We start from the raw sequence: 22294 nt of genomic DNA on the forward strand, positions 1-22294 counted from the left end.
GCGCTGAAATGACTAGAATGTGACGTTCTCAACGGGGTGCCGCCTGCCACCAGCAAGCAGCTGAGAGAGACCCGTCGAACCTGATTCGGTTAATACCGACGTAGGGATTTGAGAGGCCGCTGTGCTCAGATCCTTTGCGACTCATCCCCTATTCTCCTGAAGGAGCGCAAAGTGTTAAACAAAGTTCTGCCGGTATTGCTGTTACTCTCCGCCCCCGTTCTGGCGGCTAAACCGGTCCTCACGGTCTACACCTACGACTCCTTCTCTGCCGACTGGGGCCCTGGCCCGGCGGTAAAAAAAGCCTTTGAGGCGCAGTGCAACTGTGAGCTGAAATTCGTCACGCTGGAAGATGGCGTCTCGCTGCTGAACCGCGTACGGATGGAAGGCAAAAACAGCAAAGCGGATCTGGTGCTGGGGCTGGATAACAATCTGGTGCAGGCGGCGCAGAAAACCGGTCTGTTTGCTGAAAGTCAGGTCGACACCGCAAAACTTACCCTGCCTGGCGGCTGGCACGACACCACCTTTGTGCCGTTTGACTATGGCTACTTCGCCTTTGTCTATGACAAAACCCGGCTGAAAAACCCGCCCAAAAGCCTGAAAGATCTGGTCGACAGCCCGGAAAAGTGGCGGGTGATCTACGAAGATCCGCGTACCAGTACCCCCGGCTTAGGCCTGCTGCTGTGGATGCAGAAGGTCTACGGCGACCAGGCTCCGCAGGCGTGGCAGAAGCTGGCGCAGAAAACCGTAACGGTGACCAAAGGCTGGAGCGAAGCCTATGGCCTGTTCCTGAAGGGCGAAGGCGATCTGGTGCTGAGTTACACCACCTCTCCGGCTTACCACATCATCGAAGAGAAAAAAGAGAACTACGCCGCCGCCCCGTTTGCCGAAGGACACTATCTGCAGGTGGAAGTGGCCGCACAGTTAGCCAGCAGCAAACAGCCTGCGCTGGCACAGCAGTTCATGCAGTTTATGGTCTCGCCTGCGTTCCAGCGCACCATTCCCACCGGCAACTGGATGTACCCGGTGATCGATACGCCGCTGCCTGCCGGTTTTGCCAGCCTGACGGTGCCGTCCACCGCCCTGCAGTTCTCGCCTGAAGAGGTGGCCACACAGCGTTCAGGCTGGATCAGCCAGTGGCAACGCGCCGTCAGCCGCTGATGCCGCGCTGGCTGATCCCCGGCTCGCTCGCCACGCTGCTGCTAACCGGCGTGGCGCTGCTGGCCTTTGGCGCACTCTGGATGGCCGCGCCAGGCCTGGAGTGGCGCAGCGTGCTGCAGGATGCATATCTGCGGCACGTGATCGGCTTCTCTTTCGGTCAGGCGCTGCTCTCCGCCCTGCTCTCCCTGCTGCCTGCCGTGCCGCTGGCGCGTGCGCTCTATCGGCGCCGTTTTCCCGGCCGCCAGCTGCTGCTGCGTCTCTGTGCCATGACTCTGGTCCTGCCGGTACTGGTGGCGGTGTTTGGTCTGCTGACCGTCTATGGCCGCGTTGGCTGGCTGGCCCAGCTCTGTCAGCTGCTGGGCATCGGTTATCACTTCTCACCCTATGGTCTGCCGGGCATTTTGCTGGCGCACGTCTTCTTTAATCTGCCGCTGGCGACACGCCTGATGCTGCAGGCGCTGGAGAGCATTCCGGCCGAGCAGCGTCAGCTCGCGGCGCAGCTCGACCTGCGCGGCTGGCACCATTTTCGCCTGCTGGAGTGGCCGTGGCTGCGGCGTCAGTTGCTGCCGACCGGCGCGCTGATCTTTATGCTCTGCTTTGCCAGCTTTGCCACCGTGCTGTCACTGGGGGGCGGGCCGCAGGCTACCACGCTCGAACTGGCGATTTTCCAGGCGCTGAGTTATGACTACGATCCGGGCCGTGCCGCGCTGCTGGCGCTGATTCAGCTCGGCTGCTGCCTGACGCTGGTGCTGCTCAGCCAGCGCTTCAGCAAGGCGATCCCCGCCGGAACCCGTCAGCTGAAGGGCTGGCGCGATCCGCAGGATTCGTGGGGCGCACAGCTCAGCGATGCGCTGCTTATCCTGCTGGCGCTGCTTATCCTGCTGCCTCCGCTGGCGGCGGTGATTGTGGAGGGTCTGCATGGCGGCGTGCGCGGTGCGCTGGCTCAGCCTGCTCTCTGGCGGGCAACCCTGACCTCATTACGCATCGCCACGGGGGCCGGATTAATCTGCGTGGTGCTGACCATGATGCTGCTCTGGAGCAGCCGCGAGCTGCGTCTGCGCCAGCATCTGGCGGCGGCCACGCTTATCGACACCAGCGGAATGCTGATTCTGGCGATGCCGGGCATTGTGCTTGCCACCGGCTTTTTCCTGCTGTTCAACGCCACCATCGGCCTCCCCGACTCCGCCGAAGGGCTGGTGATGTTTACCAATGCGCTGATCGCCATTCCCTATGCGCTGAAAGTGCTGGAAAACCCGATGCGCGACACCGCAGAGCGTTACGGCAGACTCTGCCATTCACTGAATATTCAGGGCTGGAACCGGCTGCGGCTGATCGAGTTGCGGGCGCTGAAACGTCCGCTGGCCCAGGCGCTGGCCTTTGCCTGCGTGCTGTCGATTGGTGATTTTGGCGTGGTGGCGCTGTTTGGCAGCGCCGACTTCCGCACGCTGCCGTTCTATCTCTATCAGCAGATAGGCGCCTATCGTGGCGCTGATGGTGCGGTCACCGCCCTGCTGCTGCTGCTGCTCTGCTTATTGCTGTTCACGCTAATGGAAAAATTACCGGGCCGCCATGCTGACTCTTGATAACCTTACCTATCTCTACCAGCATCTGCCGATGCGCTTCAGCTTCAGGGCCACACGCGGTGAACGCATCGCGATTCTCGGCCCCAGCGGCGCGGGTAAAAGCACCCTGCTGAGCCTGATTGCCGGTTTTCTGCCGGTGAATCAGGGCACCCTGCTGATTGACGGTCAGGAGCACACCCACACTGTCCCGGCCCGACGACCGGTCTCCATGCTGTTTCAGGAGAACAACCTGTTTCCGCACCTCAGCGTGCAGCAGAATATGGCGCTGGGGCTGCACCCCGGGCTACGACTCAGCGCGGAACAGCAGCAGCAGCTGACTGCGCTGGCTGAACAGGTGGGATTAGGCGATCTGCTGTCACGCCTGCCAGGCGAACTGTCGGGCGGCCAGCGCCAGCGCGTGGCGCTGGCCCGTTGCCTGCTGCGTGACCGTCCGGTACTGCTGCTGGATGAGCCCTTTTCCGCGCTGGACCCCGCCCTGCGCGGCGAGATGCTTCAGCTGGTGCGATCGGTGTGTGAGGCGCGCAGCATCACGCTGCTGATGGTGTCACACAGTCTGGAAGATGCGCAGCAGATCGCGCCGCGCAGCGTGGTGATTGTGGATGGCCGGGTTTACTGGGATGGCGAAACCCGACAGCTGCTGTCGGGCGACACGCGGGAGGCCGACGTGCTCGGCATCCCGCGTCGTTAAGCGGCTCAGGCGATGAAGACCTGCCACAGCAGATGGCGGAAAACCGGCATCATGGGATGGAACTGGATCGCGACAAACGCCGCCACGGCGATCGCCAGCCCCAGCGGGCCAGCCCAGCGCAGGCGCGCCGGAGGCAGCCAGGCGGTGGCCCAGTCACGGCTTTTGCCACTGCGCCACCAGCGCCAGCCTAACCAGCCGCCAAGCCAGATCAGCAGCGCTGCGCCGAGTAACAGCCATTTAAAGCTGCCACCCTGCGCCGCTTTTGGCACGTCAATCGCCACCCCGGCCAGAATGCCGGGCAGCAGATAGATCGGTGGCCAGAGAAGACAGCCAATGAGATTAGGCGGCAGAAATTTACGTACCGGCAGCTCCAGCATACCCGCCGCCAGCGGGATTAGCGGCCGCGTGGGGCCGACAAAACGTCCGACCAGGATGGTAAACATACTGTGCTGATGCAGGGCATGCTCGGTTTTATCCAGCAGGCCTTTGTACTTTTGCAGATACTTCCAGCGGTGCAGCGGCCCCTGGAATTTCCAGCCGATACCGTAGGAAACCCAGTCACCGATCAGGCAGCCCGCAAAGCCCGCCGCCCAGGCAGGATAAAGACCAAGCTCGCCACTGCCGACCAGCGCGCCCAGGCTGGCCATCATCACCGTACCTGGCAGCAACAGCCCGACCAGCGCCAGCGACTCCAGAAACGTCACCAGCGCAACGGCAAACAGCGCCCACTCCAGGGACTGCGTAATCAGTTGTTGAATCCAGGCTTCCATAGTGGTCCTTAGTCAAAGCAGAAGGCTGGATTGTCCAGAGCCAGCCACACAGCGTCAAGGCAAGAATTGTAGGACAATGTTGACAAATCGTGGCGACAGGAACTGTATAAATACCCATGATATACTCAGGTTGTTTACTTATCCCTGAAACACGGCGTCCGGAGAACATCTGACTATGCCCCGCGCAGGTTTTCTGCTCACCCGCCACTGGCGCGACAGCCCGAATGGCACCGAAATTATCCTCTGGCTCGCCACCGATGCGGGCGCGCAGCGCGTGGTGCTGCCTGTGCAGGAGTCTGTCGCTTTTGTGCCTGCGGAATATCAGGCGCAGATCAGCGAGCTGCAGAGAGAGGAACGCCAGCTGCGTATCCAGCCGCTGGCGCTGAAAGATTTTCGTCACCGTCCGGTGCTGGGCCTCTACTGCCAGCAGCATCGTCAGCTGCAGCGCATCGAAAAACGGCTGCGCGAACAGGGAATTCCGATCTACGAGGCGGATATCCGCCCGCCGGAACGCTATCTGATGGAGCGCTTTATTACCGCCCCCGTCTGGTTTGATGGCGAGCAGCAGGGCGACACGCTGGTCAACGCGCGGCTTAAGCCCCACCCCGACTATCGTCCGCCGCTGAAATGGGTCTCGCTGGATATTGAAACCACCCAGCATGGCGAGCTCTACTGCATCGGACTGGAGGGTTGCGGTCAGCGCCAGGTCTATATGCTCGGCCCCGCTAACGGCGATGCCAGCACGCTGGATTTCGACCTGATCTATCTCGACAGCCGGCCACAGCTGCTGGAAGCCCTGAACCAGTGGTTTGCAGAGCATGACCCGGATGTCCTGATTGGCTGGAACGTCGTGCAGTTTGACCTGCGGGTGCTGCAGAAGCATGCGGACCGCTACGGCATTCCGCTGCGTCTTGGCCGCCAGCAGACGGCGCTGGAGTGGCGGGAACATGGCTTCAAGCCAGGCGTTTTTTTCGCGCAGGCCAGCGGCCGCCTGATCATTGATGGCATTGACGCACTGAAGTCGGCGTTCTGGGATTTTCCGTCGTTCAGCCTGGAGTCGGTGTCGCAGCAGCTGCTGGGAGAAGGCAAAGCGATCGACAATCCCTGGCAGCGAATGGAGGAGATAAACTGGCGGTTTGCCAACGATAAACCGGCGCTGGCGCGCTACAACCTGAAAGATTGCGAACTGGTGACGCGGATCTTTCACAAAACGGCGATCATGCCGTTTCTGCTGGAGCGCGCGGCGGTCAATGGTCTGGCCGTGGACCGCCATGGCGGTTCGGTGGCGGCGTTCAGTCACCTCTATATTCCGCGCATGCACCGTGTCGGGTTTGTCGCGCCTAACATGGGTGAGGTGGCCCCGGAAGCGAGCCCGGGCGGTTATGTCATGGATTCGCGTCCCGGTCTCTACGACTCGGTGCTGGTGCTGGATTACAAAAGCCTCTATCCGTCGATTATCCGCACCTTCCTGATCGATCCGGTGGGCCTGGTGGAGGGTCTGGCTCATCCTGATGATGCGGATTCGGTTGCCGGTTTCCGGGAAGCGCGCTTCTCTCGCCACACCCACTGCCTGCCGGCGATGGTTGAACAGATCTGGCTGGGGCGCGAAGCGGCGAAAAAACAGAACAATCAGCCGCTGTCACAGGCACTGAAGATCATCATGAACGCCTTTTACGGAGTGCTGGGCACCAGCGCCTGCCGCTTCTTCGATCCGCGACTCGCCTCCTCAATTACCCTGCGCGGTCACGCCATCATGCAGCAGACCCGCGCGCTGATCGAAGCGGAAGGCTACGACGTCATCTACGGTGACACCGACTCCACCTTTGTCTGGCTGAAGTCGGCCCACGATGAGGAGCAGGCCGCTGCCATTGGTCATCAGCTGGTGCAGAAAGTGAATACCTGGTGGCGCGATCACCTGCAGCAGACGCTGGGACTGACCAGCGCGCTGGAACTGGAGTATGAAAACCACTTCTGCCGTTTTCTGATGCCGACCATTCGCGGCGCGGAACAGGGCAGCAAGAAACGCTACGCCGGACTGATTCGTGACGCCGACGGTGCGCGCATGGTCTTTAAGGGGCTGGAGTCGGTGCGAACCGACTGGACGCCGCTGGCCAAAACATTTCAGCAGCAGCTCTACCACCGTATTTTCCACCGCGAGCCGTGGCAGGATTACATCCGGGAGACCGTGGCGCAGCTGCTGGCGGGCGAGCTGGACGATCAGCTGATCTACAAAAAGCGCCTGCGGCGTCCGCTGAAGGAGTATGAACGAAATGTGCCCCCGCACGTGCGCGCCGCCCGGCTGGCTGATGAGCAGAATCGCAAACTGAACCGGCCACTGCAGTATCAGAACGGCGGCCGGATTCGTTACGTCATGGCTACGGCTGGCCCCGAACCGCTGGAGGCGCGCAGTACGCCGCTCGACTATGACCACTACGTGACGAAGCAGCTGCAGCCGGTGGCAGAGGGGATCCTGCCCTTTGTCGGGGGAGATTTTGCTACACTGATTACGGGGCAACTGGGGCTTTTTTGACAGGTGACGAATGCCCTGCCATCCAGTACCATAGCGCCCTTCCTGAAACTCACCGCTCTTATGCACGCTCCAGACCTTGTTGTCTGGCGGTAACGCTATTGCCTGAGATTCGGGAACACCTCTAAAAACGTTAAAATTCGAGCTAAAAATATATGGTTTTTACATTAGGTCAGCGCTGGATTAGTGATACGGAAAGTGAACTGGGACTGGGCACCGTGGTGGCGATCGATACCCGCATGATCACCCTGCTGTTTCCGGCCACGGGGGAAAACCGCCTCTACGCCCGCAACGATTCGCCGGTTACCCGCGTCATCTTTAACCCGGGTGATACCATCACCAGTCACGAAGGCTGGCAGATGCGCGTCGATGAAGTCCGCAACGAAAATGACCTGATGACCTATATCGGTACCCGACTGGATACTGAAGAAAGCGATGTGATCCTGCGTGAAGTGATGCTCGACAGCAAGCTGGTGTTCAGTAAGCCGCAGGATCGTCTGTTTGCCGGTCAGCTCGACCGCATGGACCGCTTTGCCCTGCGCTTCCGCGCACGCAAATACCAGAGTGAGCAATACCGTCTGCCGATCAGCGGATTACGCGGCATGCGCACCAACCTGATCCCTCATCAGCTGCATATCGCACACGATGTGGGTCGCCGCCACGCGCCACGCGTACTGCTGGCCGATGAAGTGGGCCTGGGTAAAACCATTGAAGCCGGGATGATCATTCAGCAGCAGCTGCTGGCGGGTCGTGCCGAGCGGGTACTCATCGTGGTGCCTGAAACCTTACAGCATCAGTGGCTGGTCGAGATGCTGCGCCGCTTTAACCTGCGTTTCGCTCTGTTTGATGATGACCGCTACACCGAAGCGCAGCACGACAGCGATAACCCGTTTGAAACGGAACAGCTGATCATCTGTTCGCTCGACTTTGTTCGCCGTAACAAACAGCGTCTTGAACTGCTGGCCGATGCCGAATGGGATCTGCTGGTGGTGGATGAGGCGCACCACCTGGCCTGGTCCGAAGGCGAACCCAGCCGTGAATATCTGGTCATCGAAAAACTGGCTGAGAAAACGGCCGGGGTGCTGCTGCTGACGGCGACGCCGGAACAGCTCGGCATGGAAAGCCACTTTGCCCGTCTGCGCCTGCTCGATCCGGACCGTTTCCATGATTTTGCTGCCTTTGTTGAAGAGCAGCAGCATTTCCGTCCGATTGCTGATGCGGTAACAGCGCTGCTGGCTGACCAGGCGATCTCCCAGGAGGAGATGAACCGGATCAACGATCTGGTGGGCGAACAGGATATCGAGCCGCTGCTGCAGGTCGCCAACAGCGATCGTGAGGGCAAGCTGGAGGCGCGTCAGGAGCTGATCGCCATGCTGATGGATCGCCACGGCACCAGCCGCGTCCTGTTCCGCAACACCCGTAACGGTGTGAAAGGTTTCCCGAAACGCGAACTGCATCAGATCCGCCTGCCACTGCCTGCGCAGTATCAGACGGCCATCAAAGTCTCCGGCATTATGGGCACGCGCAAAAGCGCCGAGGAGCGGGCGCGTGACCTGCTCTACCCGGAGCAGATTTATCAGGAATTTGAAGGCGACAGCGGCACCTGGTGGAACTTCGATCCGCGCGTGGAATGGCTGATGGGCTATCTCACCAGCAACCGTAAAGAGAAAGTGCTGGTCATCTGCGCCAAAGCGGCCACGGCGCTGCAGCTGGAGCAGGTGCTGCGCGAGCGCGAAGGCATCCGGGCGGCGGTGTTCCACGAAGGCCTGTCGATCATTGAGCGTGACCGGGCTGCCGCGTGGTTTGCCTCGGAAGAGAATGGCGCGCAGGTGCTGCTCTGCTCTGAAATCGGTTCTGAAGGCCGTAACTTCCAGTTTGCCAGCCGCCTGGTGATGTTCGATCTGCCCTTTAACCCGGATCTGCTGGAGCAGCGTATCGGCCGTCTGGACCGTATTGGTCAGGCGCACGATATTCAGATTCTGGTGCCGTGGCTGGAGCAGACCGCTCAGGCGGTGCTGCTGCGCTGGTATCATGAAGGTCTGGACGCGTTCGAGCACACCTGCCCGACCGGCCGTACCATCTACGACAGCGTGCATCAGCAGCTGATCGGTTATTTAGCCGCGCCGGAAAATAGCGAAGGCTTTGACGGCTTTATCGCGGAGTGCCGTAAACAGCACGAGGCGCTGAAATCGCAGCTGGAACAGGGCCGCGATCGTCTGCTGGAGCTGAACTCTAACGGCGGCGAATCGGCTCAGCTGCTGGCGAACGCCATCAGCGAGCAGGATAACGACACCGGTCTGGTGAACTTCGCGCTGAACCTGTTTGATATTGTTGGTATCAATCAGGAAGATCGCAGCGATAACCTGATTGTGCTGACCCCTTCCGACCACATGCTGGTGCCCGATTTCCCTGGCCTGCCGGAAGATGGCTGCACCATCACGTTCAACCGCGATCAGGCGCTCTCCCGCGAGGATACCCAGTTCATCACCTGGGAACATCCGCTGATCCGTAACGGCCTGGATCTGATCCTGTCGGGTGACACCGGCAGCTCCGCGCTGTCACTGCTGAAGAACAAAGCGCTGCCGGTCGGCACGCTGCTGGTTGAGCTGATCTATGTGGTGGAAGCGCAGGCACCGAAGCATCTGCAGCTGACCCGCTTCCTGCCACCGACGCCTATCCGTCTGCTGCTCGATCGCAACGGCACCAACCTGGCCGGGAAAGTGGAGTTCGAAAGCTTTAACCGCCAGCTGAATGCGGTTAACCGCCACACCGCCAGCAAACTGGTCAATGCGGTGCAGCAGGATGTGCATGCAATCCTCACCCAGGGTGAAGAGAGCGTGGTCAGTGAGGCACGTGCGGTGATTGAAGCGGCGCGGGCCGAGGCGAATGAAAAGCTGGGTGCAGAGCTTTCCCGTCTCAACGCGCTGAAAGCGGTGAACCCGAACATCCGTGAAGATGAGATCGAGGCGCTGGAAAGCAACCGTGAACAGGTGCTGGAAAGCCTGGATCAGGCCAACTGGCGTCTCGACGCGCTGCGCCTGATTGTGGTGACTCACCAGTAAGCTCAGGGGCCTTCCGGCCCCTTATTTTTGGAAAGCCCTATGGAACCTTACAATCCACCACGTGAACCCTGGCTGCACATCCTTTATCAGGATGCGCATATCATGGTGGTGAATAAACCCAGCGGTCTGCTCTCGGTACCCGGTCGGCTGGAGGAGCACAAAGATAGCGTGATGACGCGGATACAGCGTGATTTTCCGCAGGCGGAATCGGTTCACCGGCTGGATATGGCGACCAGTGGTGTGATGGTCGTCGCCCTGACCAAGGCGGCTGAGCGTGAGCTGAAACGGCAGTTTCGCGAGCGGGAACCCGCCAAGACCTATGTGGCCTGCATCTGGGGTCATCCGGAGAATGAGGAGGGAGTGGTTGATCTGCCGCTGATTTGCGACTGGCCCAATCGTCCGAAGCAGATGGTCTGCTTCGAGAACGGCAAAGCCGCGCAGACGGAGTATCAGGTGCTGGAATATCGTGCGGATAACAGTGCGCGCGTTTCGCTGAAGCCGATTACCGGCCGCTCGCACCAGCTGCGGGTGCATATGCTGGCCCTGGGCCATCCGATTCTGGGCGACAACTTCTATGCCCATCCGGACGCCAGGGCGATGGCACCGCGCCTGCTGCTGCACGCGGAGTCACTGACCATCACCCATCCGGCATTCGGTAATGCCATGACGTTTCGTCAGCCCGCCGATTTTTAAGGGGGGCGGTACGCCTGGCCGCCTCCTTCTGAGAGGCGGAGAGAGGCGCGATTACTTAAAGCCTTTTTCTTTGCGAATCAGATCGTACGCCGCCTGAATTTCCTGCGCCTTCTGCTTCGCCATCTCCATCATCTCTGGCGGCAGCCCCTTCGCCACCAGCTTGTCGGGATGATGCTCGCTCATCAGCTTGCGGTATGCGCGCTTGATGGTGGTGGCGTCATCGCTGCTCTTCACACCCAGCACGCTGCAGGCATCTTCCAGCGTTGGTCCACGTTGCGCCTGCTGAAAGCCACCACTGCCACTGCGCTGTCCGCCGCCGAACTGCTGGCCGCCTTCCATCATGCGCAGGAACTGATCGAACTGAACGCGTGAAATGCCCAGCTCCTCGGCGATGACATAGAGCACCTGCCGCTCATTGGGATGCAGGGAACCGTCGGCAAAGGCAGCCTGAATCTGAATTTCCAGGAACATGCGAATCAGATCGAACCGGCCAAAACAGGCGCTGCGCAGCTCCCGCAGTTTGCTGCGTAACGGGTAATCTGCCTGCTTGCCTTCGCGAAATGCGCGCTGGGCGGCGGTGCGCGAGTCACCGTGCAGTTGCATCCGCTCCATAAGCAGCGATGCAATCTGAATATCCGCTTCGGTAACGCGCCCTTTTGACTTGGTCAGATGGCCCATGACCTGAAAGGTGGTGCTGAAAAACAGCGTCTGTCGGGTCTGATTATTTGAGAAGTAAGCCTTGCCTTGCGCGCCGCGCACTTTGTCAAACATATGGCCAATGATCAAACCGATCACAATACCCCAGAAGCCTGCACCGGAAAGTAATCCCAGCGCCAGACCCACAACTTTTCCCCAGTAGCGCATAAACTCCTCAATTCGCCATGCTTGCGGCTGAAAATTGCATTATCATACCTGTCATTTATCTCAGCGCCTAACGGCAACGCTGACTGACCAGGATTAACACTGGCGCAACGCCGGGCAGTAAGTTAGTCTCTGACCCGATTGTCGGCATGATGCCAGTTTTCATGGAATTCTCGATACCGCGTATGAAAAAACATATACCTACCCTGCTGGCCACACTGATCGGCGCAGCCATTAGCCAGCAAGCCGTTGCCGACGATCTGATGTCGCAGTGTATGTTAGGCGTGCCGAGTTACAACCGCCCGCTGGTGAATGGCGATACCAATCAGCTGCCTGTCACCATTCACTCCGACGCTGCCAAAGGGAACTATCCCGATGATGCGGTCTTCACAGGCAATGTGAATATTGAGCAGGGCAACAGCCGTATGCAGGCCGATGAAGTTCAGCTTCATCAGCGTCAGCAGGAGGGCCAGACCACGCCGGTTCGTACCGTCGATGCCCTGGGTAATGTGCATTACGACGATAACCAGGTCATCCTGAAAGGTCCGAAAGCCTGGTCTAATCTGAACAGTAAAGATACCAACGTCTGGAACGGTCAGTACCAGATGGTGGATCGTCAGGGTCGCGGCACCGCCGATCAGATGAAACTGCGCGGTGATAACCGCTACACCATTCTGGAAAATGGCACCTTTACCTCCTGTCTGCCCGGCTCCAATAGCTGGAGCGTGGTCGGTTCTGAAGTGATTCAGGATCGCGAAGAGGAAGTGGCCGAGATCTGGAACGCACGCTTTAAACTCGGTTCCGTTCCGGTGTTCTACAGTCCCTATCTGCAGTTACCGATTGGCGACCGTCGTCGCTCCGGCTTCCTGATCCCGAATGCCAAATATGGCAGCAACAACGGCTTTGAGTTCATCCTGCCCTACTACTGGAACATCGCGCCGCAGGCCGATGCCACCATTACGCCGCACTACATCAGCAAGCGCGGCATGAAGTTTGAGAATGAATTCCGTTATCTGACAGAGCTGGGCGCAGGTCTGATGGAGTTCGACTACCTCGGCTCAGACAAGCAGTACGACAAAGACAAAGCGCTGCGCGGCATCGCCGAAGATGACAGCTCCGATCGCTGGCTGTTCTACTGGCGTCATGCGGGTGTTTACGATAAACACTGGCGTTTCAGCGCGGACTACACCAAGGTCAGCGATAGCTACTACTTCAACGACCTCGACTCGAAGTACTACAGCTCGACCGACAACTACGCCACGCAGAAATTCAGTATTGGCTACGCGGACACCAACTGGGATGCGACGCTCTCCAGCAAAGATTTCCAGGTATTTGGTAATACCAGTAACAGCAACGTCTATCGCGCCATGCCGCAGCTGGACGTCAATCTCTATCAGAATGACATCGGTCCGTTTGATGGCCGGATCTATGCGCAGGCGGTGAAATTTACCAACGTCAGCGATCGCTATCCTGAAGCGACCCGTTTGCACGTTGAGCCAACGCTGAACCTGCCGCTGTCAAACGGCTGGGCCAGCCTGGATACCGAAGCGAAATTCCTGGCAACCCACTACCAGCAGACCAATGTTGATTACTACAACAACAACTTTGCGAATCGCAACGGCAAAAGTGGCGATCTGGATGAGTCGGTAAACCGCACCCTGCCGCAGTTTAAAGTCGATGGCCGTCTGGTCTTTGATCGCGATATGGACTCCGCGGCGGGCTACACCCAGACGCTGGAGCCGCGGGTGCAGTACCTCTATATCCCGTACCGCAATCAGAGCAACATCTATCCATACGACTCAACGTTGCTGCAGACCGACTACACCGGGCTGTTCCGCGACCGCACGTATAGCGGCCTGGATCGTATCGCCTCGGCTAACGAAGTGGCCACCGGTGTCACCACACGCATTTATGATGCCGATCTGGTTGAACGTTTTAACGTTTCTGTAGGTCAAATCTACTCGTTTACCCCTTCTCGTACTGGTGTGAATCAAACCAGTAAAGAAGATGATACCGGCAGCCTGATCTGGGCTGGCGATACATACTGGAAAATCAGCGATCGCTGGGGCGTCCGGGGTGGGTTGCAGTATGACACCAAACTCGACAACGTTTCCCAGGGCAATACCGTACTGGAATATCGTCGTGATGCCGATCGCATGGTGCAGCTGAGCTACCGTTACAGCAGCCCGGAATATGTCGCAACCGCGCTGAACGACAGCAGCCTGGTGACCAATCCTATCTTCAAAAATGGGATTTCACAGGTAGGCACCACGGCCAGCTGGCCGATTGCGGATGCATGGTCCGTAGTAGGCGCGTACTACTACGATACCCGCAACAGCCGTCCGGCTTCGCAGCTGGTAGGCCTGCAGTACAGCTCATGCTGTTATGCCATTCGGGTCGGTTACGAACGCAAAATTAACGGTTGGGAAAACGACGACAGTAAATATGACAACCAAATCTCATTCAACATTGAGCTGCGTGGTCTGAGCTCCAACTATGGCTTAGGCACCAACGATATGCTGCGTCAGGGAATTATCCCTTACCAGCCCGCTTTCTGATGTTGTGATGTTTGACAGGCAATCCCGCAGTGCGGAACCAACAATGGATAAAGTATGAAGAACTGGAGAATGCTGATTCTTGGTGTGGCAATCAGTGCCAACACCGCGTTCGCAGCACCACAAGTCGTTGATAAAGTTGCCGCCGTGGTCAATAACGGCGTGGTTCTTGAGAGTGACGTGGACGGCATGATGGGCACGGTGAAATCTCAGGCCCGGCAGGCAGGTCAGCAGTTGCCAGATGATAAAACGCTGCGCCACCAGATTCTGGAACGCCAGATCATGGACAACATTATTCTGCAGATGGGTGAAAAAGCGGGGATCCAGATCAGCGATGAGCAGCTGGACCAGGCGATTAAGAACATCGCCGCACAGAACCGCATGACGCTGGATCAGCTGCGCAGTCGTCTGGCTTATGACGGCATGAACTATGGCGTCTATCGCTCACAGATCCGCAAAGAGATGATGATTGCCGAAGTCCGCAACAATGAAGTGCGTCGTCGCGTGACCATCCTGCCGCAGGAAGTGGATACGCTTTCAACCCAGATTGCCGCCCAGAACAGCCAGGGAACCGAGCTGAACATCAGCCACATTCTGCTGCCGCTGCCGGAAAACCCGACGCAACAGCAGGTCGATGAGCAGGAAACGCTGGCGAAACAGCTGGTTGGCGAACTGAAAAATGGTGCGGATTTCGGCAAAATGGCCGTAACCTACTCCGCCGACTCGCAGGCGCTGAAAGGCGGCAACATGGGCTGGGGTAAAATCGAAGAGTTACCGACCCTGTTTGCCCAGGCGCTGGCAACGGCGAAAAAAGGCGACATCGTCGGGCCGGTGCGTTCAGGTGTGGGCTTCCATATCCTGAAGGTGAACGACCTGCGTGGCGAAAGTAAGAACGTCTCGGTCACTGAGGTGCACGCTCGTCATATTCTGCTGAAACCATCGCCGATTCTCACTGACGATCAGGCCAGGGCGCAGCTGGAACAGATCGCGGCCGATATCCGCAGCGGAAAAACCACCTTTGCCGCCGCGGCCAAACAGTACTCTGATGACCCGGGATCGGCGAATCAGGGTGGCGATCTCGGCTGGACCTCTCCGGAAGTCTTTGATCCCGCCTTCCGCGATGCGCTGCTGCGTCTGCAGAAAGGCCAGACCAGCCAGCCGGTGCACTCCTCTTTCGGCTGGCATCTGATTCAGCTGCTGGATACCCGCCAGGTGGACAAAACCGACGCGGCCCAGAAAGAGCGCGCTTATCGCATGCTGTTTAACCGTAAATTTGCTGAAGAAGCGCAGACCTGGATGCAGGAACAGCGCGCCAGTGCTTATGTGAAGATTCTGGATGGCAATGCACAGTAACCAGCGTGTGGTGATCACCCCCGGCGAGCCCGCCGGGATTGGTCCCGATCTCACCGTTCAGCTGGCTCAGCACGCCTGGCCGGTGGAACTCGTCGTCTGCGCCTCCCCTGCCCTGTTGCAGCAGCGGGCAGCGCAGCTCGGTCTGCCGCTGACCCTGCGTCACTACCAGCCTGAGGCGGACCCCGTGCCGCAGCAGGCGGGGACGCTGACCATTCTGCCGATTGAGACGGCACAGCCGGTCACGCCAGGCGAACTCTGTGTCGCTAACGGTGATTATGTGCTGGCCACGCTGGCCCGCGCCTGTGACGGCTGTCTGCAGGGTGAATTTGCGGCGCTGATTACCGGTCCGGTGCACAAAGGCGTGATTAACGATGCCGGTATCGCCTTTACCGGCCATACCGAATTCTTCGCCGACCGCGCAGGCGGTCATCGCGTGGTGATGATGCTGGCAACCGAAGCGCTGCGTGTGGCACTGGCCACCACGCATCTGCCGCTGAAAGAGGTGCCTGCGGCGGTCACCCGCGAATGCCTGCATGAAGTGATCACCATTCTTCATCGTGATCTGCAGCAGAAGTTCGCCATTGCCGAGCCGCATATCTATGTCTGTGGTCTTAACCCCCACGCCGGTGAAGGCGGTCATATGGGACGGGAAGAGATTGAGACGATTACGCCGGCCCTCAATGAACTGCGTCAGCAGGGCATTAAACTGACCGGCCCGCTGCCTGCGGATACACTGTTCCAGCCCAAATATCTGCAAAACGCCGATGCGGTGCTGGCGATGTATCACGACCAGGGCCTGCCGGTACTGAAGTTTCAGGGGTTTGGTCGCGCGGTAAATATTACCCTGGGCCTGCCCTTTATCCGGACCTCCGTTGACCACGGCACCGCGCTTGAACTCGCCGGGCTGGGTCAGGCGGAACCGGGCAGCTTTATCACGGCGCTTAACCTCGCCATCACTATGATCAAGAGCAGTAATGAATAATCGCGTCCATCAGGGGCACTACGCCCGTAAACGTTTCGGGCAGAACTTCCTGAACGATCAGTACATTATCGACAGCATTGTCTCCGCCATTCATCCCCAGCGCGATGAAGCGCTGGTGGAGATCGGCCCTGGCCTCGGCGCCTTAACCGAGCCGGTGGGCGAACGCCTCGATAGCTTAACGGTGGTGGAGCTGGACCGCGATCTCGCGGCGCGTCTGCAAACGCATCCGTTCCTTGGCCCGAAACTGACCATCTTCCAGCAGGATGCCATGACCTTCGACTTTGCCGCGCTGGCACAGGAGAGAGGCCAGCCGCTGCGGGTATTTGGTAACCTGCCTTACAATATTTCGACCCCGCTGATGTTCCACCTTTTCAGCTATACTGGTTCGATCAAAGATATGCACTTCATGCTGCAGAAAGAGGTGGTTAACCGTCTGGTTGCGGGGCCGGGCAGCAAAGCGTATGGTCGCCTGACGGTGATGGCGCAATATTACTGCCAGGTTATTCCGGTGCTGGAAGTGCCGCCACACGCCTTCACGCCGCCACCGAAAGTGGACTCGGCTGTCGTGCGTCTGGTGCCATTTGCCGAGCCACCGCATCCGGTCAGCGACGTGCGTATCCTGAGCCGTATCACGACAGAAGCCTTTGGTCAGCGCCGTAAAACATTGCGCAACAGCCTGAACCATATGGTGGCGGCGGGTGCGCTGGAAGAGTTATCCATTGATCCTGGTCTGCGTGCTGAAAACGTCTCGGTCGCGCAGTATTGTCAGCTGGCTAACTGGCTGGCGACACATCAGGGAAAATCGCAGGAGTAAGTCATGAGTGAAACGGCCCGCGTCTCCGTTCATGTGCAAAGCCAGTACGTCGCCTCCCAGTCCTCGCCGGATGAGGATCGCTACGTCTTCGCCTATACCATTACGATACGCAATCTGGGTCGTTCCGCCGTGCAGCTGCTGGGGCGTTACTGGCTGATTACCAACGGTAACGGCCGCGAAACAGAAGTTCAGGGCGAAGGCGTGGTCGGTGAGCAGCCGCTTATCCCGCCGGGCAACGAATTCCAGTACACCAGTGGTGCTGTTATCGAAACGCCGATGGGCACCATGCAGGGACACTACGTGATGGTCGACGATCAGGGCGACACCTTTCACGTTGAAATCCCGGTGTTCCGCCTCGCCATCCAGACGCACATTCACTGATTTTCACGCCTTTTGCCCGATACGTCGGGCACATTCCCGATGGATAAAACGTTATGAGCACATACCTGATTGGCGACGTCCATGGTTGCTACGATGAATTACGTGCCTTGCTGCAGCAGGTCAATTTCAATCCCGAGCATGACACGCTGTGGCTGACCGGTGACCTGGTGGCGCGCGGTCCTGGATCACTGGAGGTCCTGCGCTATGTGAAGTCACTGGGCGACGCCGTGCGCCTGGTGCTGGGCAACCACGATTTACATCTGCTGGCGGTCTATGCCGGAATCAGCCGTAACAAGCCGAAAGATCGCCTCACCACCCTGCTGGAAGCGGACGATGCTGATGAGCTGATCAACTGGCTGCGCCGGCAGCCGCTGCTGCAGGTGGATGAAGAGAAAAAGCTGGTCATGGGACACGCCGGTATCACGCCTCAGTGGGATATCGACACCGCGAAAAAATGTGCGCGGGAAGTGGAAGCGGTGCTCGCCAGCGACAGTTATCCGCTGTTCCTGGATGCGATGTATGGCGATATGCCAAATAACTGGAGCGAAGATCTGACCGGCCTGGCCCGACTGCGCTTCAGCACCAATGCCTTTACCCGTATGCGCTACTGCTTCCCCAATGGTCAGCTGGACATGATCTGCAAAGATGCCCCTGAATCGGCGCTGCCACCGCTGAAGCCCTGGTTCAACATCGACGGACCGGTCGCCCGGGACTACACCATCGTTTTCGGTCACTGGGCTTCACTGGAAGGCAAAGGCACGCCAGAGGGAATTATCGGCCTGGATACCGGCTGCTGCTGGGGCGGCGCGCTGACCCTGCTGCACTGGGAAGAGCAGCGCTATGTGGTTCAGCCCTCTAACCGCGAGAAAGCGCTCGACTCTAGCGAAAGTCTGGCGCCTCCGGCGCTATAACCCTGAGGCTGGCCTGGCGGCCAGCCTGCTGTTTTATGCGCCGATAATGCCGCCATCCTCCCGGGTGATCATGATCACCGACGAGCGCGGGCGCGGACTGTTGTCAGGAAAATGTGAATCCCCCTCTTCGCCAGGGTGCTGCACGTTCACGAACAGCGTTCTGTAGTCAGGCGTGAAGGTAATGCCGGTCAGCTCGCAGGATTTAGGGCCGACCATAAACCGGCGAATCTCGCCGCTGTCCGGGTCTCCTGCCAGCATCTGATTATTCCCCTGCCCCTGATAATCCTCTTTGTTGCTGTATTTGCCATCGGTAAGGATCCAGAGCCGTCCCTGCGCATCAAACCCCAGGCCATCCGGACTGTTAAAGGTGTTTTCAGCAGTGATGTTCGGTGTGCCACGATAGATGCCTTCGGGATGGGCAATCGGATTGCCGCATAACGCGTAGATGTCCCAGGCAAACGACGTGGCCGTGGCATCGCCCTTCTCATCCCAGCGGATAATCTGGCCGTAGATATTTTTAGGACGCGGGTTGGCGGCATTAACCGGCATCCCCTCATTGCCGCGCTTGTTGTTATTGGTCAGCGTACAGTAGGCGCGGCCATCATGCGGGTTAACGGCGATCCATTCCGGCCGATCCATCCGCGTGGCGTTAACCACATCGGCAGCAGCACGCGCATTGATCAGGACATCGGCCTGGCTATGAAATCCCTTTTCAGCAGTGAGTCCATTTTCCCCCCATTTCAGTGCCAGCCAGCGACCGGTGCCTTTCAGGGGTGTGCCCTGTTCATCGCCGTTAAACTGCGCCACATAGAGCGTGCCCCGATCGAGCAGTCCGTGATTCGCTTTCGCATCGTCCGGGTTAACCTTGTCGTCCGAGACATATTTATAAATGTACTCGCCACGCTCATCGTCGCCCATGTAGACCACCAGCTGGCCGGTTTTAGCAACCGTCACCGCAGCATTCTCATGCTTGAAACGCCCCAGCGCGGTTCGTTTGACCGGCACCGATTGGGGATCGAAGGGATCGATTTCGACTATCCAGCCGTGGCGGTTAAATTCGTTAGGATTTTTTGCGATATCGAAGCGGGGATCAAAATCGGACCAGTTTCGCTCCGGCTCGGCGGCGTTCAGGGTGTAGCGCTTCTGCTGCGGGGTCGGCGTAAAATTCGCGTCATGCGTGCCAAAGTAGGTGTCGTAGTTCTCTTCGCAGGTAAGATAAGTGCCCCAGGGCGTTTTACCGTTGGCGCAGTTACCAAAGGTGCCGAGAACCTGCAGGCCCTGAGGATCGGCGGCGGTCTGCAGCGCTTTGTCGCCTGCGGCCGGACCGGAAAAACGCATCGGGGTATTGGCGGTAATGCGGCGGTTGTAATCTGAAGGACGGACAACCTGCCAGCGATTGCCTTCGCCGCGTTTAATCTCAACGACAGAAACGCCGTGCGCCGCCTGTGACTTCTTCACATCCTCCAGGCTGGTCGCTTTGCTGCCGCCATGGGCGAACAGCGTCGGCTCATTCACATACTCATTGTTGATTGCCATTAGGCCACGATGCTCATCAATGGCGAAGAAGCTCATCCCATCATTGTTGTCACCGAACTGCTTTTCCTGATCCTCCGCGCTGTTGTTGCCATGGGGATCGAACTCAGCCGCGCCATTAACCAGCGGATCGCCCCAGGAGATCAGCACTTCAGCGCGATAGCCTGGCGCCACGACAATCTCATCCGCGGTCGAAGCGGCAATCGCCTGAAAGCCCAGCAGCGGGCTGCCGGCGGGTTTTTCCTGCGCCAGTGCGCCGGATGAGAAAGTCAGGCCGCCGCTGAGAAAGCCGGTCAGCCCGAGTGCGCCGGAACCGGCAAGGAACTTACGTCGCTGCGAATCGGGCAGGCGGTCTGTGCTTAACGCGGAGAGTTCGATCTTCATCAGTGATTGCTTCCTTTGTGTCGGTCCCGGAAAAGAAGCAATGCTAATGAATAAAGATGACAGCCAGGTTACAGGCGGGTGGGCAAGGAATCAGCGACGGCGATCCAGGATCTCAAAGCAGTAGCTGTGGGAGTTATGCTCATCAGCGTCGTGGAACTCGCTGAACGTTGACTGCCACTCATCCGGCTCGTAATCCGGGAACTGCGTGTCACCTTCTACTTCTGCATCGATGTGGGTCAGATAGAGACGATCGGCACGCTTCAGCATCTGCTCATAAACGCGTCCGCCACCGATCACCATGATCTCTTCGGCTTCACCGGCAGCCTGAAGCGCCTCATCCAGCGAAGTGACCCAGGTGACGCCTTCGGCGGTGCCGGGCTGGCTGCTGACCACGATATTCAGTCGGCCAGGCAGCGGGCGACCAATAGATTCAAAGGTCAGCCGGCCCATAATCACCGGTTTTTTCAGGGTGTTACGCTTGAACCACGCCAGATCTGCAGGCAGGTCCCACGGCATGGCGTTCTCCATTCCAATAATGCGATCTGCTGCTAATGCCGCGATAAGACTAATCATGTTAACTACTCACAGGAAAAAAATTGGCGCCATGATACGAGAAGGTGAAACTTTCGTCGATAGGGGGGAAGGTCTAATTGCGTAAAGCTTTTTATGATGTCGCGTTTCACTGCCTGCGCAGCGTTTTTCACCGCGAAATCGCGTCTGTTAGCCGCAGCTCGCCAGTAATCTGACGCCAGCTGGCACAAAACCGGGCGAATAAGAAAACGGCTCCCGCAGGAGCCGTCGGGGTTATCAGAAGTCGTAGCGCAGACGCACCAGATTCATATCACCCAGGTTATCGGTGCTGGAGGTAAAGACATGTTCGTAATCGACACGGAAACCGTAGTCGAGGAACAGCGTCACGCCCAGACCGTTGTCGATGCGCTGATAATCACGTCCGGTCGCATATTCGATGCGATCGCCCATAACATACGGCTGCACCGCTTTCAGGCCATACTGCGCCACCGGGATTTTATAACCGGCAAAGTATTCCACGCCCCATGCATCGCCAGCAAAGTAGTCATGCACATCTTTGCGTTTGGTGGTCATGAAGTTCTGATACCAGCCGCCGCCCGCTGACAGCGTCCAGTTGCCCGGGGTCCAGCTCAGCGCGGTGCCATAAATGTTCTGATCGTAATCGCCGCTGTCGCCATTGTTCGGGTTACGCATCGCCGCGCGGGTGTAGTTCCACGCCGTGCCCCAGCTCAGATCGTCGGTAATGTGATAATCCACACCCAGGGAACCGCCGCCTTTGCGCTTGTAGCGCAGGCCGTTGCCTGGCAGGAACTCATTATCGTCGAACAGATAAGAGGCGTAGAGATCCAGATCGCCGAAGGTGTTTTTATACTTCAGCTGCTTACGCGAACGGTAAGAGCCATCGTAGTCGCCATTGATCCCGTTGCCTGGTGCCTGACCGATCATGTCGTAGTCCCAGATATCGGTCTTGGCCCCTACGGTATCGTAGTAAACGCTGTTCTGCTGACCAAAGGTCAGCTGGCCCCAGGTCTTGCTTTTCAGACCGGTGTAGAGCTGGCGGCGCGTGGTGTTATTCGCACCGTCGGCATAATGACGATCCCAGCTGAATACCGCCGGAATATTCACGCCCAGCTCGTAGTAGCTGATCCAGCTGACGTCGTCGAACAGGTAGTAATCCGCGCCGAAACGGAAACGGGTGCCGCCATCGAATCCGTCACGCTTGTACGATTTGTCATCTACGCCGGTCTGGTGATTGACCTGAGCACGGATGCTGCCGCCAAAGGTAAAGGTGAGGCGGCTAAGCGGATCGCCAGCCTGCGGATCCTGTTTTAACAGGGTGATTTCCGCCTGGCTGGCGAAAGGAAGAATAGCCATCAGTGCAGCCACTGCACTCAGAGAAAAAGTACGCATTTTCATTTTTATAGGTGTCCTTGCACGCTCCCGTGATGAGCGGCAGGCATATTACTGGCGAAAAATCCGGACAGGAAGTGTTTATCTTATAAATTTGC

17 protein-coding genes and 1 riboswitch are annotated in these 22294 nt (G+C 58.5%); of the genes, 12 read left to right on the plus strand and 5 right to left on the minus strand.

Translation table 11 applies throughout. The annotated features are described in order from the left end of the window. Window positions 1-22: 22 nt before the first annotated feature. A riboswitch (TPP riboswitch) is annotated at window positions 23-125 on the plus strand. A 46-nt stretch (window positions 126-171) separates the two neighbouring features. Genes thiB through thiQ form a run of 3 tightly spaced genes read left to right on the plus strand, consistent with a single transcriptional unit; the run spans window position 172 to window position 3429 of the window. Beyond that, window positions 172-1158, plus strand: coding sequence for a thiamine ABC transporter substrate binding subunit (gene thiB / locus CKF42_RS12385; RefSeq protein WP_111208310.1), 987 nt, complete (start codon window positions 172-174; stop codon window positions 1156-1158). Beyond that, on the plus strand, window positions 1134-2741 hold the full coding sequence (gene thiP, locus CKF42_RS12390; RefSeq protein ID WP_111208311.1) for a thiamine/thiamine pyrophosphate ABC transporter permease ThiP: 1608 nt from the start codon (window positions 1134-1136) through the stop codon (window positions 2739-2741). The genes thiB and thiP overlap by 25 nt, the downstream gene beginning before the upstream one ends. Further along, window positions 2728-3429 (plus strand): thiamine ABC transporter ATP-binding protein ThiQ, encoded by a 702-nt coding sequence (gene thiQ / locus CKF42_RS12395; RefSeq protein ID WP_111208312.1) that lies wholly within the window; start codon window positions 2728-2730, stop codon window positions 3427-3429. Before thiP ends, thiQ begins: the two co-directional genes overlap by 14 nt. A 5-nt stretch (window positions 3430-3434) precedes the next feature. On the opposite strand, the gene CKF42_RS12400 is transcribed toward thiQ, so the two are convergent. Then, on the minus strand, window positions 3435-4199 hold the full coding sequence (locus CKF42_RS12400; RefSeq protein ID WP_009092177.1) for a DedA family protein: 765 nt from the start codon (window positions 4197-4199) through the stop codon (window positions 3435-3437). Between the two features lie 169 nt (window positions 4200-4368). Here CKF42_RS12400 and polB point away from each other — a divergent pair, with 169 nt between their 5' ends. From polB to rluA, 3 genes are all read left to right on the plus strand, one after another. Continuing rightward, window positions 4369-6729, plus strand: coding sequence for a DNA polymerase II (polB, locus tag CKF42_RS12405; protein WP_111208313.1), 2361 nt, complete (start codon window positions 4369-4371; stop codon window positions 6727-6729). A 152-nt stretch (window positions 6730-6881) separates the two neighbouring features. After that, window positions 6882-9788, plus strand: a complete 2907-nt coding sequence (gene rapA / locus CKF42_RS12410) for an RNA polymerase-associated protein RapA (protein ID WP_111208314.1) — start codon at window positions 6882-6884, stop codon at window positions 9786-9788. 39 nt (window positions 9789-9827) lie between these two features. Beyond that, window positions 9828-10481 carry a bifunctional tRNA pseudouridine(32) synthase/23S rRNA pseudouridine(746) synthase RluA gene (rluA, locus tag CKF42_RS12415; RefSeq protein WP_111208315.1) on the plus strand — a complete coding sequence of 218 codons (654 nt, stop codon included), beginning with the start codon at window positions 9828-9830 and terminating at the stop codon, window positions 10479-10481. Between the two features lie 51 nt (window positions 10482-10532). On the opposite strand, the gene djlA is transcribed toward rluA, so the two are convergent. Further along, the gene (gene djlA, locus CKF42_RS12420; RefSeq protein WP_111208316.1) at window positions 10533-11345 is read right to left on the minus strand and encodes a co-chaperone DjlA; all 813 of its coding nucleotides are present in this window, start codon (window positions 11343-11345) and stop codon (window positions 10533-10535) included. 182 nt (window positions 11346-11527) lie between these two features. Between djlA and lptD the strand changes: the two genes are divergently transcribed. Genes lptD through apaH form a run of 6 tightly spaced genes read left to right on the plus strand, consistent with a single transcriptional unit; the run spans window position 11528 to window position 18338 of the window. Beyond that, window positions 11528-13900, plus strand: a complete 2373-nt coding sequence (gene lptD, locus CKF42_RS12425) for an LPS assembly protein LptD (RefSeq protein WP_009092188.1) — start codon at window positions 11528-11530, stop codon at window positions 13898-13900. A gap of 54 nt (window positions 13901-13954) precedes the next feature. Beyond that, window positions 13955-15250, plus strand: a complete 1296-nt coding sequence (surA, locus tag CKF42_RS12430) for a peptidylprolyl isomerase SurA (RefSeq protein ID WP_009092189.1) — start codon at window positions 13955-13957, stop codon at window positions 15248-15250. Further along, entirely contained in the window at window positions 15240-16232 is a 993-nt protein-coding gene (gene pdxA / locus CKF42_RS12435; protein ID WP_009092191.1) for a 4-hydroxythreonine-4-phosphate dehydrogenase PdxA, read from the plus strand. The genes surA and pdxA overlap by 11 nt, the downstream gene beginning before the upstream one ends. Further along, window positions 16225-17046, plus strand: coding sequence for a 16S rRNA (adenine(1518)-N(6)/adenine(1519)-N(6))-dimethyltransferase RsmA (rsmA, locus tag CKF42_RS12440; protein ID WP_009092193.1), 822 nt, complete (start codon window positions 16225-16227; stop codon window positions 17044-17046). The genes pdxA and rsmA overlap by 8 nt, the downstream gene beginning before the upstream one ends. A 3-nt stretch (window positions 17047-17049) precedes the next feature. Next, window positions 17050-17427, plus strand: coding sequence for a Co2+/Mg2+ efflux protein ApaG (gene apaG / locus CKF42_RS12445; protein WP_009092195.1), 378 nt, complete (start codon window positions 17050-17052; stop codon window positions 17425-17427). Between the two features lie 53 nt (window positions 17428-17480). Then, entirely contained in the window at window positions 17481-18338 is an 858-nt protein-coding gene (apaH, locus tag CKF42_RS12450; protein ID WP_111208317.1) for a bis(5'-nucleosyl)-tetraphosphatase (symmetrical) ApaH, read from the plus strand. A gap of 33 nt (window positions 18339-18371) precedes the next feature. Here the strand turns inward: apaH and CKF42_RS12455 are convergent, their stop codons facing one another. The 3 genes from CKF42_RS12455 to CKF42_RS12465 form a co-directional block, all read right to left on the minus strand. Further along, a complete protein-coding gene (locus CKF42_RS12455; protein WP_111208318.1) occupies window positions 18372-20255 on the minus strand; it encodes a PhoX family phosphatase in 1884 nt (627 codons plus the stop codon). A gap of 90 nt (window positions 20256-20345) precedes the next feature. Then, window positions 20346-20828 carry a type 3 dihydrofolate reductase gene (gene folA, locus CKF42_RS12460; protein ID WP_046101196.1) on the minus strand — a complete coding sequence of 161 codons (483 nt, stop codon included), beginning with the start codon at window positions 20826-20828 and terminating at the stop codon, window positions 20346-20348. A 234-nt stretch (window positions 20829-21062) separates the two neighbouring features. Beyond that, complete coding sequence (locus tag CKF42_RS12465; RefSeq protein WP_369974601.1) at window positions 21063-22196, minus strand: porin; 1134 nt, start codon at window positions 22194-22196, stop codon at window positions 21063-21065. Window positions 22197-22294: the final 98 nt, after the last annotated feature.

The organism is Pantoea sp. ARC270, from assembly GCF_003236725.1.
Classification (GTDB): domain Bacteria; phylum Pseudomonadota; class Gammaproteobacteria; order Enterobacterales; family Enterobacteriaceae; genus Pantoea; species Pantoea anthophila.